Genomic DNA, 15,533 nt, shown 5'->3' on the forward strand with positions numbered 1-15,533 from the left:
GACGCCCACGCGCATGCTCCTCGGCGAACATCCCTGGCCGGATCCCCTCCAGGCCCTCTACGCGCAGGTCGCGGGCGCCACGCCCGAGGCGCTGCTGGCCTCGCGTCCCCAGTGGGCCGAGCAGCTCTCGGACTGGTTGCGCCGGGCCACCCTGGAGGAGCGCGAGCAGGCGCGCTCGGCGACCTGGACCCGTCTGGACACGGGCCCGCGCTCCCCGGGCGAGCTGTTGTTCCTCATGGCCCATTGTGGGGAGCTGCTGTGGCCCTACTCGGACGCGCCGAGCGAGCTCTTGCAGCGGCTCATCGCCCGGCGGGCGCAGCTCGTGCAGTCCTGGCGGGAGGACGGGCGCGGTGAGAGCGAGGAGGTCGGGGCGCTCACGCGGCAGGTGGAGGGCGAGCTCGGCAAGGTGCTCGCGCGCCACCTCAAGCGGCACCCGGACGCGCTGCGGCGGCTGGTGGGCGGCGTGCGCTGCGCGTTCGACGGCCGGGTGCTGCGCTTCAATGATGGCGTGAAGGATGGCGTGGAGGTGGACCTCAAGGTCCTGCTCGGTTCGGACAAGCGGCTCATCGGCCGGTTGGATCAACTCCGCGAGCTGTTGCCCCACCTGCGCGAGGGCCGCGACAAGCTGGTGACGTTCATCCGCGAGCGCGCCACGCGCATCCCGTGGGCCGAGTGCCGGGACATCCTGGAGGAGAAGCTCTTCCAACTGGTGGCCAGCGCCGAGGGCCCGGGCGAGCTGCGCGGCTTCCTGGGCAGCTATCCCCAGGGCAAGCGCGAGGCGCGGTGGTGCGCGCGGGCGAGCCTGTTGCTCGCCCGGAATCTGGAGGAGGGAGGGTCGGTGTCGGTCATCCAGAACCTGAGTGAGCTCCTGGGCCACTTCGAGGCTCCGGTGCAGGGCCTGCGCGGCGCGCTGCACGCGCTGGTGACGAGCCTGCACGAGCCGGGCGAGTACACGCGGCGGCGGCGCGTGGCGGACACGTGCTGGGAGCACCTGGTGCCCAAGGCCGAGCCGGGGCTCGCGCTGGTGCTGCTCTGGGTGGAGGAGCACCTGTTCCGCGAGGCGCTGCGCCAGGGCCTGCCGGAGGCGTTCGAGCGGCGCAACCGGGGGCGCGAGCGCGTGCGGGGCCTCGCGGTGGCGGACACCCTGGGCTGGCTCGCCGAGGAGTGCGCGGAGCTGTGGCCGCGCCTGGAGTCCGAGCGGCGGCCCGGCGCGGACGAGCTCGCGGCGTGGCGGCGGGAAGTTGCTCAGCGCTGCGCGAGGAAGCCCCCCTTGCGCAAGGCGGCCATGGAGTTCTTCCTCTGGTGCGCGCCCGACGCGGCCGCCTCCGAGGCGGAGCTGGTGACGCTGTCGCTGGTGAAGACGTCCACGGACCGGCGGCTCCTGCGCAAGCTGGGCGAGCACCCCGCCACGCGCGTGCGCTTCCGCGTGCGCGCCATCAACGCCTGGCTCGCGGCGGGCCCGGAGTCCGCCGAGCCCGAGACACCCGCCACGCTCACCGGCGCCTTGCGCCACCTGCGCTCGGCGGGAGCCCTGTCGCTCGGGGGCGGGCGCACGTGGCTGCGCGACCGGGACCTGGAGGAGCTGCTGCTGGGGGCCTTTGGCCGCGTGGAGCGCGACTTCTCCGCGCGCTACCCGGAGCATGCCCGCGAGGACGAGGCCTCCCTGATGACGCGGCTCCTGGAGGACCTGGCGCACGAGTTCGACAGCATCCGCTCGGACCTGTCCATTCTCCTGTCCCAGGGTCAGCCGGTGCCGCTCGAGCTGTCCTTCCGCTTCCGCCGCCGGCCCGCGCCCGAAGGGGGTCCCGTGCCCGAGGAGGGCGCGCGTCCCGCGGGCGTGGCGCTGGCGTTCGTCCTGGACGTGGCCGTGGACGGCTTCCTCACGACGAAGCGCGCGGCGCTGGTGCGGGCGCGCAAGCTGGAGTCGCGGGGCGAGGGCCAGTGGGCGCCGCAATTACGGCTCGGCCGGGAGCAGGTGGACGAGCTGCTCGGCCGCAGCGAGTCCTCCTTCTGCCTCTTCCTCGGGCCGCCCGCGCCGCGCGCCGAGTGCTGGATGGTGCCCGCGCGGCTCGTGCGGGGGCTGATGGAGGCCCAGGCGTCCCTCTCGACGGTGCCCCGCGAGAGCGTGCAGCGCGTGGGCCGCTCCCTGGCCCAGTGGATGACGTACGAGCTCCTGGGCTTGTGGACGGGCGATGACCGGCCCGGTGTGTTGGAGTGGACGCAAGACGGCGCCGCGAACGGTCCGGAATTCGTCGTGGACATCTCCGTGCGGAAGAACGCGCGCTGAGGCGCGTCTATGCTGACGGGCCATGGAGCGGGAACTCTATCTCGAGCGCATGCGCTACCGCGGCTCCCTCCAGCCCACGCTGGAGGCCCTGCGCTCGCTGCACGTGCGCCACCTGGAGACCATCCCCTTCGAGAACCTGGCGCTCTTCCTCGACGAGGCGCCGCTCGCGCTCGAGGAGGACGTGCTGTTCGACCGGCTCGTGCGGGGCCACCGGGGCGGCATGCGCCACGCGCTCAACGCCCTGTTCGCCGCGCTCCTGCGCTCGCTGGGCTTCCAGGTGTCGTACCTGTCCGCGCGCGTCGCCCCCGAGGACTCCACCCGCGCCCCGTCCGGCTTCGAGCACCTCGTGTTGGAGGTGGCCCTGGAGGAGCGCTGGCTCGTGGACGTGGGCTTCGGCGCCTCGTTCGATGAGCCCCTGCCGCTCGTGCCCGGGCGCTGGCCCTCGGCGGGGCGGATGTTCCGCCTGGACGTCCACGGCGAGGAGTGGAGCCTGACGCGGGAGTCCCCGGGCGGCGTGGGTCGGCTGCTCTACGTGTTCTCGCGCACGCCCCGGCGCCTGGAGGACTTCGCCGAGCGCTTCCGGGCGCTGCAGACCGCGCCCGACTCGCCCCTGCGCGCGGAGTCCCTGTGCACGCGCAAGACGCCGCGGGGCCGGGTGACGCTGCGGGGCAACCGGCTCATCCTCTCCGAGGACGGCCACCGCGTGGAGCGCAGGCTCGCGGCCACGGAGGCGCGCGACCAGCTCCTCTGGTCCCACTTCGGCATCCCACTGCCCGAGGGCGCCTAACCCGCGAGCACGCCGTCCCACAGGGCGCGGCGCGCGTCGAGCGCGGACAGGGCCGCGGCCTCCGCTTCGCTCCACTTGCGCGCGTCGTCCCCACACAGCCGCTCGAGCAGTGACGCCGCGTGGGTGCCGTGCTCGCCGCCGTCCAGGAGGATGTGGCGCTCCAGGTACAGGCTCAGGGCCTCGCACGGCGCGCCCAGGGGCCGCACGGCCGTGAGCATGTGCTCGAACACCGCGGGCAACAACTGCTCCCGGCCGAGCAGGAAGGCGGCGGCCACCTCGTGGGTGCTCGCGTGGGTGAGCGCGAGCGTGTGTTTCACGAAGGCGCGCGCGGGCTTGGGCGCGTGGCCGAGCGCCGTGTCGAGCGGGGCCCCGGCGCGCAGCCTCTCCAGCATGCCGAGCACGGGCCCGGTGTCCGCGCCCGTCTCGCGCATGGCCTCCAGGTACAGCTCGAAGTGGCTCCTGTACTCGCCCGGCCGCACCTCGTCCGTCTCCTCGCCCAGGACGATCTCGTTGATCCACCGCGCGCAGGCGATGTCCGCGGGCGGCATCCACGGCACGTCCACGCACGTGAGCCGCCGCTGGAGCGTCTTGAGCAGGCTCATGAAGTCCCACACCGCGAACACATGGGCGCCCATGAAGCTCCGCAAGGCGGGCAGCTCGCCCAGCCGCGCGTAGAGGGGATGCGCGACGAGCCCCTGGCGGGCGTGGGCGGTGGCGTCCAGCAGGCGGTGCAGCGGGGGGCGGAGGGTCGCGGCGGGGAGCATGGTCCAGAAGGTATGCCGCTCCCCGCGCGCCCCGTCTACACGCCGCCCGTGCGGGTCCGGCGGGTCGGGCTCATCAGTGCTGTGCGCGCGCGTACTGCTTGGGCCAGGCCACCTGGGCGTGCAGCTCCTGGGCGGCGTGCAGGGGCCAGTAGGGGTCGCGCAACAGCTCGCGCGCGAGCAGCACCAGGTCCGCCTGACCGGTGCGCAGGATGCTCTCGGCCTGGAAGGCGGACTGGATGAAGCCCACCGCGCCCGTGGCGATGCCCGCGTGCTCCCGGACGCCCGCGGACAGGGGCACCTGGTAGCTCGGCCCGGCGGGAATCTTCACCCCGGGGATGATGGCGCCCGAGGAGCAGTCGATGAGGTCCGCCCCATCCTCCTTGAGCAGGCGGGCGAGCCGGATGGAGTCGTCCAGCGTCCAGCCTCCCTCCACCCAGTCCGTGGCGGACAGGCGCACGAAGAGCGGCAGATCCTCCGGCCAGCGCTGGCGCACCGCGCGCGTCACCTCGCGGATGAGCCGCACCCGGTTGTCATACGAGCCGCCGTACTCGTCCGTGCGCTGGTTGCTCAGCGGGGAGAGGAACTCGTGCAGGAGGTAGCCGTGCGCGCCGTGGATCTCCACCACGCGGAAGCCCGCCGCCTTGGCGCGGTCGGTGGCGTCGGCGAAGGCGCGGATGACGCGCTGGATGCCCGCCGCGTCGAGCGCGGTGGGAATGGTGGACTGATCATCGAACGCCACGGCGCTGGGGGCCTCGGGCACCCAGCCGCCCGCCACGGGGGCCACGGCCTTGTCGCCGTCCCAGGGCGGCGTCTTGGACGCCTTGCGCCCCGCGTGCGCGATCTGGATGCCCGCCACCGAGCCGTGCTCGTGGATGAACTTCACGATGCGCGCGAGCGGCGCCACGTGCTCGTCCTTGTAGATGCCCAGGTCCTGCGGCGAGATGCGGCCCTCGGGGGTGACGCCGCTGGCCTCGAAGAGGACGAGCCCCGCGCCGCCCACGGCCCGCGAGCCCAGGTGCACGAAGTGCCAGTCGTTGGCGAAGCCGTCCTCGCACGAGTACTGACACATGGGCGAGACGGCGATGCGGTTCTTGAGGGTGACCCCGCGCAACTGCAGCGGGGTGAAGAGCAGACTGCTCACGATGGCTCCCGGCGGAGGACGAGCCGGGAGGCTTCCCGGCTCAGGCGTTCTGTCGCTGGAACGCCTTGCTCGCCATCAATAACGCGAGTCCCCCCAGAATCACGGGAACCGCGTTCACCTCGATGGCGAAGCCGAGGCTGCGCATGTCCGCCAGCTTACCAATGGCCGTGGGGGACAGCGCATCGCCCAGCATGTGGATGAAGAGCACGTTGAGCCCCATGGCGAAGGCGCGGAAGGCCGGGGGCACGGCGTTGACGATGGCCGCGTTGATGGGCCCGCTGTTGAGGAACAGGAAGAACTGCGCCAGGAACACGAGCGCGAACATGAGCTCGAGCGAGCCCACCTGCACCGAGAAGTACATGAGCGGCGCGGCGATGAGCAGGCCCACGCCCGACAGGCGCAGCCCTCCACCCGGTCGGCGTCGGTCCATCTTGTCCCCCAGCGCGCCGCCCACCACGGTGCCCGACAGGCCCGCCACCGCCGTGACCGCGCCCGAGAGGAAGCCCGCCTTGTCCGCCACGAGGCCGCGCTCGTTGACGAGGAAGGAGGGCAGCCAGAAGGCCAGGCCTCCGATGGCGAACGTCATCAGCGTGTAGCCCGCCGTCGTCCACCAGAAGGCGTCGTTGCGGCCCAGGCCCCGGAGCCCCTCGAGGAAGGGCAGCTTCTTCTGCGCCTCGGGGCCGTCCATGGCGCCGCGCTCGGGCTCGGGCATGAACAGCGCCATGACGCCCAGCACGAGGCCCGGCACGCCGCCCACGAAGAAGGCCATGTGCCACGAGTAGGCCTCGCTCAGCCAGCCGCCGAGCCCATAGCCCGCCGCGGCGCCCACGGGGATGGCGATGTAGAAGAACGACAGCACGCGCGTTCTCTGCTCGCGCGGGTAGAGGTCGGAGATGATGGAGGGGGCCACGGCGCCGTAGCCGGCCTCGCCGATGCCCACGCAGGCGCGCGCCACCATGAGCGCGGTGAAGCTCGCCGCCAGCCCCGAGGCGCCCGTGGCCAGGCTCCACAGCAGCACGCCCGCGGCCACCAGGTAGCGCCGCGGCATGCGGTCGCCCAGGAAGCCGCTGATGGGCGAGGCCAGCATGAACACCACCATGAAGAAGCTGCCGAGCATGCCAGCCTGGGTGTTGTCGAGCTTGAAGTCGCGCTGGATGTAGGGCAGCGCCACCGTGACGATGTACCGGTCGAGGTAGTTGACCAGGTTGATGAGGGCGAGGATGAGCAGCGCGTAGGTGCGGGTGCTCGTGGCGGAGGCGGTCGTGGAGGGAGGTCCGGCCACGGCGGCGGGGCGGCTCATGAGGGGGTGGCTCCGAAGCGGTGCGACAAGAGGCCCCAGCGCAGGCCCCGGTCACTGACCCGGCAGCGCTCGAGACCCAGGGCCTTGAGGGACTCCACCAGGATGAAGGCCCCGGCGGGGATGACATCCGCGCGCTTGGGCTGCAGCCCGGGCAGCGTCTGGCGCTCGGCCACGGGCTGCCGACTCAGCCGGTCCGCCAGCGCCTCCAGCTCCGCGAGCGTGAGCTCCCCGCCGTGCACGCGCGCGGCGTCATAGGGCTCGATGGCGTGCTGGACGGTGAAGAGCGTCGTCACCGTGCCGGCGATGCCCACCAGCTGGGCTCCGGGCGGGCAGGGCGGCAGCGTGGAGAAGCTCTCGCGCAGGTGGGCCTCCACGCGCGCGCGCTCCTCGGCCGAGGGAGGGTCCGCGTGGATGAAGCGCTCGGTCATGCGCACCGCGCCCACGTCGTAGCTGTGGCGGAAGACGACCTTGCCCGAGAGGTCCCCGTAGATGAACTCCGTGGAGCCTCCGCCGATGTCCACCACCACCAGGGGGCCCTTCGCGTCGCGGCCGAAGTCCGCCCACGCCGAGGTGAAGGACAGCTGCGCCTCCAGCTCGCCGGCGATGATCTCCACGGTGACGCCGGCCTGGGCGCGGGCGGCCTCGAGGAACTCGGCGCCATTCTGGGCGTCGCGCGCGGCGCTGGTGGCGGACACGGCGATGGCCTCCGCGCCGAGCGTGCGCGCCTCCTGGGCGAAGTCCTTGAGAACCTGGAGCGTGGCGTCCATGCCCTCGGGGGACAGGCGGCGGCTCTTGTCCACGCCGCGTCCCAGGCGGGTGATCTCCGCGCGCTCCTGGACGGCGTGGAAGCGGCCGTCGGGTTGACGGTCGGCGACGAGCAGGAGGACCGAGTTGGTCCCCACGTCGATGGTGGCGTATCGAGGCATGGGGGCGCAGTTTACTCAGCGCAGCAGCGCCACCAAAGCTTCCGCGAGCCGTTGGTACTCCGCGTGCGTGTTGTAGAGCTGGGCGGAGATGCGCACGTGGCGCTGGGGGGCGCGGGGCCAGGGGGTGATCTGCACCTCGATCTGGTGCTCGTCCATGAGCCGGCCGTGCAGGGGATCCAACCCGAGCGCCGAGGGCTCCGTGGGGAAGCCCGGGGGCAGGGCCACGGTGGCCATGGCGCCCATGAGGTTCTCCGGGCAGCGCGGCGCGCCGCCGAGCTTCTGGTGCAGCAGCGTCCGCGCGGAGACGGCCAGGGCGTGGTTGCGCGCCATGACCTCGGGCCAGCCGCCGGGCACCAGGCCCCCCACCGTCTGGAGGGCCGAGGGGATGCACAAGACGGCCGTGGGGTCGTCCGTGCCCGTCCAGTCGAAGTCCAGGCGGAAGCGCGACAGGTCCTCGCGCCGCGAGTTGTAGCCGTGGCTGATGACGAGGGGGCGGATGCCGGCCTGGAGGTCGCGGCGCACGTAGAGGAAGGCGGCGCCCTTGGGCGCGCACAGCCACTTGTGGCAGTTGCCGGCGTAGTACGCCACGCCGAGCTCGCGCAGGGACACGGGCACCTGGCCGGGGGCGTGGGCCCCGTCCACGAGCGTCTCCACGCCGCGGTTGCGCAGGTGGCGCACGATGGAGGCCAGGGGCATCACGAGCGCCGTCTGGCTGGTGACGTGGTCGATGAGCAGCAGCCGGGTGTTGGGTGTGACCTGGGCGAGCACCGCGTCCACCACCGACTGCGCCGAGGGCGTGGGCCAGGGAATCCGGGCCACCACCACCTTCACGCCCCACTGCTGGGCCACGAAGTCCAGGGCGTTGCGCGAGGCGTTGTACTCGTGATCCGTGGTGAGCAGCTCGTCACCGGGCGCGAAGCGCAGCGAGCGCAGCACGGTGTTCACGCCCGTGGTGGCGTTGTTGAGGAAGGCCAGGTCGTCCGGGTTGGCGTCGACGAAGTCCCCGAGCGTCGCGCGGGCGGCCTCGGCGAGCGCGGGCAGCTCGCGGTGCAGGAAGCGCACGGGGTTGGCTTCCAGGCGCGCGCGCAGCCGGGACTGCTCCTCCAAGACGCGCGTGGGGCAGGCGCCGAAGGAGCCGTGGTTGAGGAAGGTCACCTCGGGATCGAGCGACCAATGGGCACGCAGGGGGGGGCTGTCCATGGTCCCCCGAGTCTAGCCCGTCCCCCCGGGCGCTCCCAGGGGGAAGCAGGTGGGTCTAGCGGCCCCAGTCCGGCGTGGTGAGGGCGGCCTTGTCCTTGGGCGAGGGCAGGGGCAGCTGGTTGTTGCCCTCGGCCGTCATGACGTAGAGCTGCGAGGGGCCGCCCCGCGTGGACGTGAAGAGGATGAGCCGGCCGTTGGGCGAGAAGCTCGGCTCCTCGTTGTTGGCCTGGTCCTGGGTGAGGCGGGAGATCTTCCCGCTGTCCACCTGCACGGTGAAGAGGTCGAACGCGTTGCGCTCGTCGCGCGCGGTGAAGGCGATGAGATCGCCCCGGGGCGACCAGCTCGGCGTCTGGTTGTAGTTGCCCTGGAAGGTGAGCCGACGCACCCCCGAGCCATCCGTGCCCATGACGTACACCTGCGGCGAGCCGCCCCGGTTGGACACGAACGCGAGCCGCTTGCCGTCCGGCGACCAGGCCGGGCTCGTGTTGATGCCAAAGCGGGTGTCGGTGAGCTGCCTGGCGCCCCCGCCCTCCGCGTTCGCCACCCAGATCTGCGCGCTCTCGCCGTCGGCCAGGGCGTAGGCGATGCGCTTGCCGTCCGGCGAGAAGGCGATGCCGGTGGCCATCTGCCCCTCGTTCGTCTTGATGTGCTTGAGGTCCGAGCCGCGCTGCACGTACAGGTCCGGCTTGCCGCCCTGGTAGGAGGTGTAGCCCACCACGCCGTCGGTGCCGAGCGCGGGCAGCACGTTGATGCCACCGCTGGTCATCTGGCGGGCGTTGCGGCCGTCCCAGTCCGCCACCCACACGTCCTTGTTGGCGCCGGACTTGCGCACGTAGGTGATGGAGGACAGGAAGGGGCTCGGCTCCCGGGTGTAGTGGCGGTAGATGGCGTCGGCCACCTTGTGCGCCAGCCGCGAGGGCTCGGAGGCGGGCGCGCTCTGGGACGTCTTGAAGTCCTCGCGGCCGTTGCCCACGTTGAACACGCGCGCCTCGGCCCGGAGCTCGTCGCCCTCACGCGCGAGCGAGTACTTCACCAGCGACTCGGCGCCCACGTTGGCCCAGCGCGAGAAGTTGATGCTGCCGGCCGTCATGCCCTCCTTGGCATCGGCGAGGAAGCTCGCCCGGTCGAGCACCTGGAACAGGCCCGAGGCGCGCAGGTCGAAGAGCAGCGCGTCGTCCACCGACTGGGGGGTGGCCTTGGACTCCGTGCCCTGCACGAGCGGCGTGGAGAGCGCCAGCGGCAGGGGCCGGAAGTTGGCGCCGGAGATTTGGATGACGGGCGCCTGGGCGAGCGCGGCGAGCGGCGACACCAACAGGCACAGCAGGAGGACTTTCGCGTTCACGGACTGAACTCCAGGACGATGCCGCTCTTTTGCAGCGTGTCCCGCAGGTGGGTGGGAGGAGGGGAGAAGGGCGAGGCCTTGGTCACCGCGGAGAGAACGGCGGAGTCGAACAGGGTATTGCCGCTGGCCTTCGCCAGGCGCGCCTCGATGACCTCGCCGGTGCGGCTCAGGCGCATGGCGACCTGGGCCTTGAGGTACAGGCGCTCGGACTCGGGGATGGTGTCCGCCACGTTGTAGTGGCGGCGCACCTGGGAGGACAGCAGGCCGAAGTAGCGCTCGCCCTCGGCCTTGGCGGCGTCGCCGTTGGGGTCGCCGTCCTCGGCGCCTTCCGGGTCCTCCTGGGCCTTGGTGGGCTTGGCGAACTTGTCGAAGGCCCCGAAGAGCCGGTCGCGCCGGTTCTCGCCCTTGCTCTCACCCGGGGACGGGGTGGGCTTGGGGGCGGGCTCGGGCTTGAGGCCGGGCACGGGCACGGCGACCTTGGGCGGCTCGGGCGGGGGCGGCGTGGGCGAGGGCGGGGCGTCCACCTTCTTGGGGGGAGGCGGGGGCGGCTGCTCCTTGCGCGGCAGGAGCTTCTCGTCGCGGGGCTTGCCCTGGCGCACCAGCGTGGCGCGGATGGGCGTGGGCTCCACGCGCAGGGCCGGCGCCTGGAAGAAGGTGTTGTAGAGGACCACGGCCAGGAGCACCGCGGCGTGGCCCACCACGGACACCGTGAGGAAGCGCCCCAGGGGCGAGGGCCGGGACTGGAGCAGGCTCTGTCGGGCGGCGGGGTGCATGGGCTAGCGCCGGGACTCCTTCTTGCCCTTGGTCGCGGGCGCCCGGGTGGCGCTCGTGGGGTCGGTGATCATGCCCACGTTGGTGATGCCGGCGCGCTGGGCGGCGGCCATCACGTCCACCACCACGCCGTAGGGCACGTCCCGGTCCGCGTGCAGGTAGAGCTCCTTGTCCGCCTGGGCCTTGGCGTTGCTCGCGAGCTTCGTCTCCAGCTCCTCCACGGGCACCTCCGCCTCACCGATGAACACGCGCTTCTGCGCGTCGATGGACAGCACCAGCTTCTTGTCCGAGGCCTCCACGGCCGCCGCGCGCGCCTCGGGCAGGTTCACCTTCACGCCCTGCTGGATGAGGGGCGCGGTCACCATGAAGATGATGAGCAGCACCAGCATCACGTCCACCATGGGCGTGACGTTGATCTCGCTCATGGTGACGCGGCCGCTTCCGCCTCGATTCGAGCCCATGCCCATGGCGCCGTGCCCTCAGCGGAAGAAGTGCCGCTTGACGATGTTGAGGAAGTCCGCGGAGAAGTTGGCCATCTCCGTGTCGAACACCTTGATGCGGCTGATGAACGCGTTGTAGGCGACCACCGCGGGGATGGCGGCGAACAGGCCCGCGGCGGTGGCGAACAGGGCGTTGCCCACCGGGGCGGCCACCGTGGCGAGCGTGGCGTTGCCCTGCTCGGCGATGGCGTTGAAGGCGTTGAGGATGCCGATGACCGTGCCGAACAGGCCCACGAAGGGCGAGGCCGAGCCCACCGTGCCCAGGAAGGACACGCGCGCCTCCAGCTCCGTGAGCTGGTTGGTCGAGGCGCGGTTGAGCGCCCGCTCCACGTTCTCGATGCCCCCGAGCCGCTCGGCCATGGCGCCCTCGGCGCCCTCCTTCGTCTGGGCGAGCTTGCTCAGCTCCTCATAGCCCGCGCAGAACACCTTGGAGAGTGGCGAGCCGTCCATCTTCTGGGCGTCCTGGTAGATGCTCTCCAGGCGCGAGGCCTTCCAGAAGGAGTCGAGGAACGCGAGCGACTGGCTGCGCGCGCGCGACAACTGGGTGGCCTTGAGCGCGATGAGCGCCCAGGACGCCACGGACACCACCATCAGCAGCGCCAGCACGCCCAGCTCCAGCAGCGAGGCGTCCCGGAGGATCTGCACGTAGTTCATGGCGCCGAGCGCCAGGGGGAAGCGGGGCATCAACATGGGGTGCAGGCCGTAACATCACGTTCAGGGGTGGTCAAACCAAAGGCCAGGACGGGAGGGGGGCGATCTCGCTTGAGATGAAACAGTGAATAATTCCCGCCCAGGGGCGTCCGGGTGGGTGTGACGGGCCGCTCGCCCGCTTCCCCTTCTCCCCACTTCGAGGGCGCTTCATGAACGCCAGACTGCTCACCGCATTCCTCTGCATCGCCATGGCCGGCTCGGGCTGCATCATCGTCGACGAGGAGGGAGGCGGCGGGGGACGCCCCAGTGGCCCCTGCTGCACGTCGGAGCCCACCCAGCCCACGCCCCAGCCCCAGACCAAGAGCGACATCACGTTCCTGTGGACGTTCGCCAACGTGGGGGCCGGCCGGTGCGAGGACGTTCCCGACGTCAAGAGCATCCGCATCACCATCCCGGGCGAGAAGCTGCACAACGGGGGCATCTACCCCTGCAAGACCGAGGGCACCGACGGCATCGTGCTGCACGACTTCGTCGCGGGCTCCTACGCCTACACGCTCGAGGCCCTCAGCTACGGCGACAAGGTCCTCTACGAGGCCAGTGGCAAGGTCCAGGTCAACGGCAACGTCCGGGAGACCGTCAACCTGACGCCCCGGGGCAGCCCGTCCTCCTTCGCCTACCTCTCCTGGACGTTCGAGGAGAACACCAGCAGCAACAACCCGGACTGCAACCAGGCTGGTGACACGCACGTGGACGTGCGCATCGACGGGGGCCCGTGGACGCGCTACGTGTGCGAGAAGGGCCTCGGCAACAACCAGGTGTCCTCCATCTACCTGCAGCCCGGTGACCACATCGTGGAGTTCGTGGGCGTGCGCGTGGCCTCCGGTGCCGAGTCCATCTACTACTACCGCAAGGGCGCGCTGAAGACGCAGGCCGGCAGCCCCATCGTCTCCTCCTACAAGCTCTTGGCGGTGGGCGGCATGTCCCTGCGCTGGGAGCTGCTCGACGGCACCGCGGCCAAGACGTGCGCCCAGTCGGGGGTGACCTCGATGCGCATCAACATGCAGAACCTGGCCACCAAGGAGCTCGTCTACGGCAATGACGGCGACGCCCAGCGCTGCGACGGGGCGCCCATCCTCTACCCCTTCCTGCGGCCGGGGGACTACCGGGTGTACGTGCGCGGCCTGAACGGCACGCAGGTGACCTACACCAACGAGAGCGACGCGCCGGTGCTGACGGTGAAGGCCTTCGTGCAGAAGAAGGACACGGACGCCGTCACCCTCGAGGCCCGGCGCAAGTAGTCGGGCGCCCCCTCACACGGGGCGGGCCGTGGGACCGGAGGGCCGGGGCACATGCCTCGGCCCTTCGCCGTTGCGGGGGCCCAAGGACTTGGGGCTGGCATCATTCGTGATAGAGCCCTCCGCCATGCGGTCCGCGAGCCACAGTCCCATCGGCGTGTTCGACTCGGGCGTTGGAGGTCTCACCGTCCTCAAGTCGCTGCTGTCCCACCTTCCCCACGAGAGCACGCTCTACCTGGGGGACACGGCGCGGGTGCCCTACGGCACCAAGTCGGGCGAGGTGGTGACGCGCTACTCGCTCAAGAACGCGTCCTTCCTCATGGAGCGGGGCATCAAGCTCCTGGTGGTGGCGTGCAACACCGCCTCGGCGGTGGCGCTGCCGGCGCTCGCGGCGGCGCTGCCCATTCCGGTGCTGGGCGTCATCGCCCCCGGGGCGGCCGCCGCGCTGCGGCAGTCGCGGGGCGGCCAGGTGGGCGTCATCGGCACCCCGGGCACCATCCGCTCGGGGGCCTACCAGCGCGAACTGGAGGCGGCGGCGGGGCCGGGTGGGGTGCGGGTGAAGGCGCGGGCCTGTCCGCTCTTCGTGCCCCTGGCGGAGGAGGGGTGGCTCGCCGGAGACGTGCCGCGGCTGGTGGCCCGCGAGTACCTCGCCGACTTCGTCCAGGAGGGGGTGGACACCCTGGTGCTCGGCTGCACCCACTACCCGCTGCTCAAGGACATCATCGCCGAGGTCGTCGGGCCGGGGGTGGCCCTGGTGGACTCGGCGGAGGCCACCGTGCACGTGGTGGCCCGGCTCCTCGCGGAGCGGGGGCTGCTGGCGCCAGCGGGTGGGACACCTACCCACCATGCCTTCGTCACGGACGTGCCGGAGCGCTTCGTGGAGGTGGGGGCGCGCTTCCTCGGTCGCCCCATCGCCTCGGCCGAGCAGGTGGACCTGTCCTTCTAGGTCCGCCCGCTCCAGGCCGGAGCACTCAGGCGGCGCGCACGGGAGTGGAGGGCGCCGCCGGGGCGTCCTCGCCGGACGGCTCGGTGCGCTCCTGGGTGTGGAGGATCTCCAGGGCGGCCTCGGTGCCGATGTCGTCCTGCCGCGGCAGCTGGCCCGTCACCCGGGTGATGAGGCGCTCCATGCCGGAGAAGAAGCCGATGAGGGCCAGCGGCTTGTTCATCCACCCCACGGTGATGCAGTAGTACTTGTCGTAGGGCGACGTGTGGTGCACGCGGTGGTGGTCCGGCGGCAGGATGAGGTGCACGCGCTGCAGGAAGCCGATGAGCGCGGGCGGCTTGTCCGTGTGGGACCACTTGTGGAACTGGTTGGTCGCCATCACCCAGAAGATCATGGCCCCCAGGAAGGTGGAGAGGAACACCCAGGTGGTGCTCGAATGGGGGACGAGCAGCGCCAGCAGGGCCACGGGCAGGGACACCAGGCAGTTGTTGCCGTTGGTCTCCACGAAGTCGTGGCGGGTGATGGCCTTCTCGTCCACGTGGTGCTCGCGGAAGGGGCGGATGAAGGCCGCGCCGAGCACCGGCATGCGCGTGGAGCCCCAGGTGTCCCCCATCCAGTGCACGACGCCGGAGACGAAGTCGGCGGCCAGGTAGCCGAGGATGACCGCCCCCAGGACCAGCCAGGGACCCACATGGGGGTTGCCCCACAGCCTCCAGACCAGACCGGCCTCCAGGCCCGTGAAGGCGAGGATGCTGGTGATCTCCATGGCTCGGATGGCGGGCGAGTAGCCCCGCGCCAGCTCCTTGGCGTCCTGCTGGCGCACCTGGTTCTTGAGTTCGGTCGTCATCGTATTCGTCCGTCCGCGCCCTGGGGAATGTCCAGCGGGAAGTCCCGCCGAAAAGGGTACGGAGTCTAACCGCAAGCGGATTCAGGTGCTTTTTTCTTCTGGTGGACTCTTGCCCGCCCGCTCCTCCCCCAGGGTGGGTTTCGGGCCAGAGTGACGTTCATTCCGACGCGTTTCTTGTTTCGCCCCCGCCCCGCTGGTACGGTCCCGGGCCTCGGGCATGGCGAAAACCTTCGAAAAAGCCGTCACCGGCTTCAATCACAACATCAAGTACAAGGGCCGGGTGTATCACGTCCAGACCGAGGACTCGGGCGTCAACAACCCCCACATCATCACCCACCTGTTCGTGGGGGGGAACATCCTCGCGTCGAAGAAGACGTCCTACGCGGACATCCTCAACGCGGAGAGCCTGTCCGAGGTCGTGCGCGAGTTGATGGAGGAGCAGCATAAGGAAATGCTGCGCAACCTCATCAACGGCGTCTACGACGGGTACGAGACGGGCGTGCGGCACTACCAGCCCGGCCAGCTCGGCTCCTCCGAGGACGCCCAGCCGGCGCGTCCCGTCCCGGTGCCCAAGGCGCCGGTACCCGCCGCCGCTCCCGCCTCCCACCTGCCCCCCGAGGTCGCCGCCGCGCGCGCCATGAAGGTGCAGCCGAAGATCAACGAGGTGGGGGTGGAGACGCTGTTCGGAGAGGATCTCATCTCCGAGAAGAGCCTGGACGAGGTCATCCTCAGCTACCTGGCGGGCGAGGACAACAACCAGTAACTCCACACGTGGCGCG

The 15,533-nt window shown here is 71.2% G+C and carries 15 protein-coding genes; 5 read left to right on the plus strand and 10 right to left on the minus strand.

The genetic code is table 11. From position 1 onward, the window contains the following. Positions 1-13 precede the first annotated feature (13 nt). Together I3V78_RS11355 and I3V78_RS11360 are read left to right on the plus strand one after the other, a co-directional pair. The gene (locus tag I3V78_RS11355) at positions 14-2,287 is read left to right on the plus strand and encodes a hypothetical protein (RefSeq protein WP_204487025.1); all 2,274 of its coding nucleotides are present in this window, start codon (positions 14-16) and stop codon (positions 2,285-2,287) included. 22 nt (positions 2,288-2,309) lie between these two features. Then, positions 2,310-3,074 carry an arylamine N-acetyltransferase family protein gene (locus tag I3V78_RS11360; RefSeq protein ID WP_204487027.1) on the plus strand — a complete coding sequence of 255 codons (765 nt, stop codon included), beginning with the start codon at positions 2,310-2,312 and terminating at the stop codon, positions 3,072-3,074. Here I3V78_RS11360 and I3V78_RS11365 read toward each other — a convergent pair. The 9 genes from I3V78_RS11365 to I3V78_RS11405 all read right to left on the minus strand — a co-directional run bounded on the left by I3V78_RS11365 (position 3,071) and on the right by I3V78_RS11405 (position 11,705). Continuing rightward, positions 3,071-3,838 (minus strand): DUF3050 domain-containing protein, encoded by a 768-nt coding sequence (locus I3V78_RS11365; protein ID WP_204487029.1) that lies wholly within the window; start codon positions 3,836-3,838, stop codon positions 3,071-3,073. The genes I3V78_RS11360 and I3V78_RS11365 overlap by 4 nt on opposite strands. Before the next feature lie 73 nt (positions 3,839-3,911). Then, a complete protein-coding gene (locus tag I3V78_RS11370; protein ID WP_204487031.1) occupies positions 3,912-4,979 on the minus strand; it encodes an oxidoreductase in 1,068 nt (355 codons plus the stop codon). A 40-nt stretch (positions 4,980-5,019) separates the two neighbouring features. Further along, positions 5,020-6,279, minus strand: a complete 1,260-nt coding sequence (locus I3V78_RS11375) for a spinster family MFS transporter (protein ID WP_204487033.1) — start codon at positions 6,277-6,279, stop codon at positions 5,020-5,022. Continuing rightward, positions 6,276-7,205 (minus strand): Ppx/GppA phosphatase family protein, encoded by a 930-nt coding sequence (locus I3V78_RS11380; protein WP_204487035.1) that lies wholly within the window; start codon positions 7,203-7,205, stop codon positions 6,276-6,278. Before I3V78_RS11380 ends, I3V78_RS11375 begins: the two co-directional genes overlap by 4 nt. Positions 7,206-7,220: 15 nt before the next feature. Beyond that, positions 7,221-8,405, minus strand: coding sequence for an aminotransferase class V-fold PLP-dependent enzyme (locus I3V78_RS11385; protein ID WP_204487037.1), 1,185 nt, complete (start codon positions 8,403-8,405; stop codon positions 7,221-7,223). A gap of 55 nt (positions 8,406-8,460) precedes the next feature. Beyond that, entirely contained in the window at positions 8,461-9,747 is a 1,287-nt protein-coding gene (locus I3V78_RS11390; protein WP_204487039.1) for a DPP IV N-terminal domain-containing protein, read from the minus strand. After that, on the minus strand, positions 9,744-10,520 hold the full coding sequence (locus I3V78_RS11395; protein WP_204487042.1) for an energy transducer TonB: 777 nt from the start codon (positions 10,518-10,520) through the stop codon (positions 9,744-9,746). Before I3V78_RS11395 ends, I3V78_RS11390 begins: the two co-directional genes overlap by 4 nt. Positions 10,521-10,523: 3 nt before the next feature. Continuing rightward, positions 10,524-10,985 (minus strand): protein TolR, encoded by a 462-nt coding sequence (gene tolR, locus I3V78_RS11400; RefSeq protein WP_204487044.1) that lies wholly within the window; start codon positions 10,983-10,985, stop codon positions 10,524-10,526. A gap of 12 nt (positions 10,986-10,997) precedes the next feature. Continuing rightward, entirely contained in the window at positions 10,998-11,705 is a 708-nt protein-coding gene (locus I3V78_RS11405) for a MotA/TolQ/ExbB proton channel family protein (protein WP_204496591.1), read from the minus strand. Positions 11,706-11,878: 173 nt separating this feature from the next. On the opposite strand from I3V78_RS11405, the gene I3V78_RS11410 reads away from it, so the two are divergent. Further along, positions 11,879-12,967 carry a hypothetical protein gene (locus I3V78_RS11410; protein ID WP_204487046.1) on the plus strand — a complete coding sequence of 363 codons (1,089 nt, stop codon included), beginning with the start codon at positions 11,879-11,881 and terminating at the stop codon, positions 12,965-12,967. Positions 12,968-13,091: 124 nt separating this feature from the next. Beyond that, positions 13,092-13,910, plus strand: coding sequence for a glutamate racemase (murI, locus tag I3V78_RS11415; RefSeq protein WP_204487049.1), 819 nt, complete (start codon positions 13,092-13,094; stop codon positions 13,908-13,910). Between the two features lie 25 nt (positions 13,911-13,935). On the opposite strand, the gene carF is transcribed toward murI, so the two are convergent. Continuing rightward, entirely contained in the window at positions 13,936-14,754 is an 819-nt protein-coding gene (carF, locus tag I3V78_RS11420; protein ID WP_204487051.1) for a plasmanylethanolamine desaturase, read from the minus strand. A 217-nt stretch (positions 14,755-14,971) separates the two neighbouring features. On the opposite strand from carF, the gene I3V78_RS11425 reads away from it, so the two are divergent. Beyond that, the gene (locus tag I3V78_RS11425) at positions 14,972-15,517 is read left to right on the plus strand and encodes a hypothetical protein (protein ID WP_204487053.1); all 546 of its coding nucleotides are present in this window, start codon (positions 14,972-14,974) and stop codon (positions 15,515-15,517) included. Positions 15,518-15,533: the final 16 nt, after the last annotated feature.

The organism is Archangium primigenium, from assembly GCF_016904885.1.
In the GTDB taxonomy this organism is placed as follows: domain Bacteria; phylum Myxococcota; class Myxococcia; order Myxococcales; family Myxococcaceae; genus Cystobacter; species Cystobacter primigenius.

What these genes read in the sequence shown, in the direction of transcription:
- I3V78_RS11355 (WP_204487025.1), top strand. Translation starts at nt 14, where the DNA reads ATGCTCCTCGGCGAACATCCCTGGCCGGATCCCCTCCAGGCCCTCTAC.
- I3V78_RS11360 (WP_204487027.1), top strand. Translation starts at nt 2,310, where the DNA reads ATGGAGCGGGAACTCTATCTCGAGCGCATGCGCTACCGCGGCTCCCTC.
- I3V78_RS11365 (WP_204487029.1), bottom strand. Translation starts at nt 3,838, where the DNA reads ATGCTCCCCGCCGCGACCCTCCGCCCCCCGCTGCACCGCCTGCTGGAC.
- I3V78_RS11375 (WP_204487033.1), bottom strand. Translation starts at nt 6,279, where the DNA reads ATGAGCCGCCCCGCCGCCGTGGCCGGACCTCCCTCCACGACCGCCTCC.
- I3V78_RS11380 (WP_204487035.1), bottom strand. Translation starts at nt 7,205, where the DNA reads ATGCCTCGATACGCCACCATCGACGTGGGGACCAACTCGGTCCTCCTG.
- I3V78_RS11385 (WP_204487037.1), bottom strand. Translation starts at nt 8,405, where the DNA reads ATGGACAGCCCCCCCCTGCGTGCCCATTGGTCGCTCGATCCCGAGGTG.
- I3V78_RS11395 (WP_204487042.1), bottom strand. Translation starts at nt 10,520, where the DNA reads ATGCACCCCGCCGCCCGACAGAGCCTGCTCCAGTCCCGGCCCTCGCCC.
- tolR (WP_204487044.1), bottom strand. Translation starts at nt 10,985, where the DNA reads ATGGGCATGGGCTCGAATCGAGGCGGAAGCGGCCGCGTCACCATGAGC.
- I3V78_RS11410 (WP_204487046.1), top strand. Translation starts at nt 11,879, where the DNA reads ATGAACGCCAGACTGCTCACCGCATTCCTCTGCATCGCCATGGCCGGC.
- murI (WP_204487049.1), top strand. Translation starts at nt 13,092, where the DNA reads ATGCGGTCCGCGAGCCACAGTCCCATCGGCGTGTTCGACTCGGGCGTT.
- carF (WP_204487051.1), bottom strand. Translation starts at nt 14,754, where the DNA reads ATGACGACCGAACTCAAGAACCAGGTGCGCCAGCAGGACGCCAAGGAG.
- I3V78_RS11425 (WP_204487053.1), top strand. Translation starts at nt 14,972, where the DNA reads ATGGCGAAAACCTTCGAAAAAGCCGTCACCGGCTTCAATCACAACATC.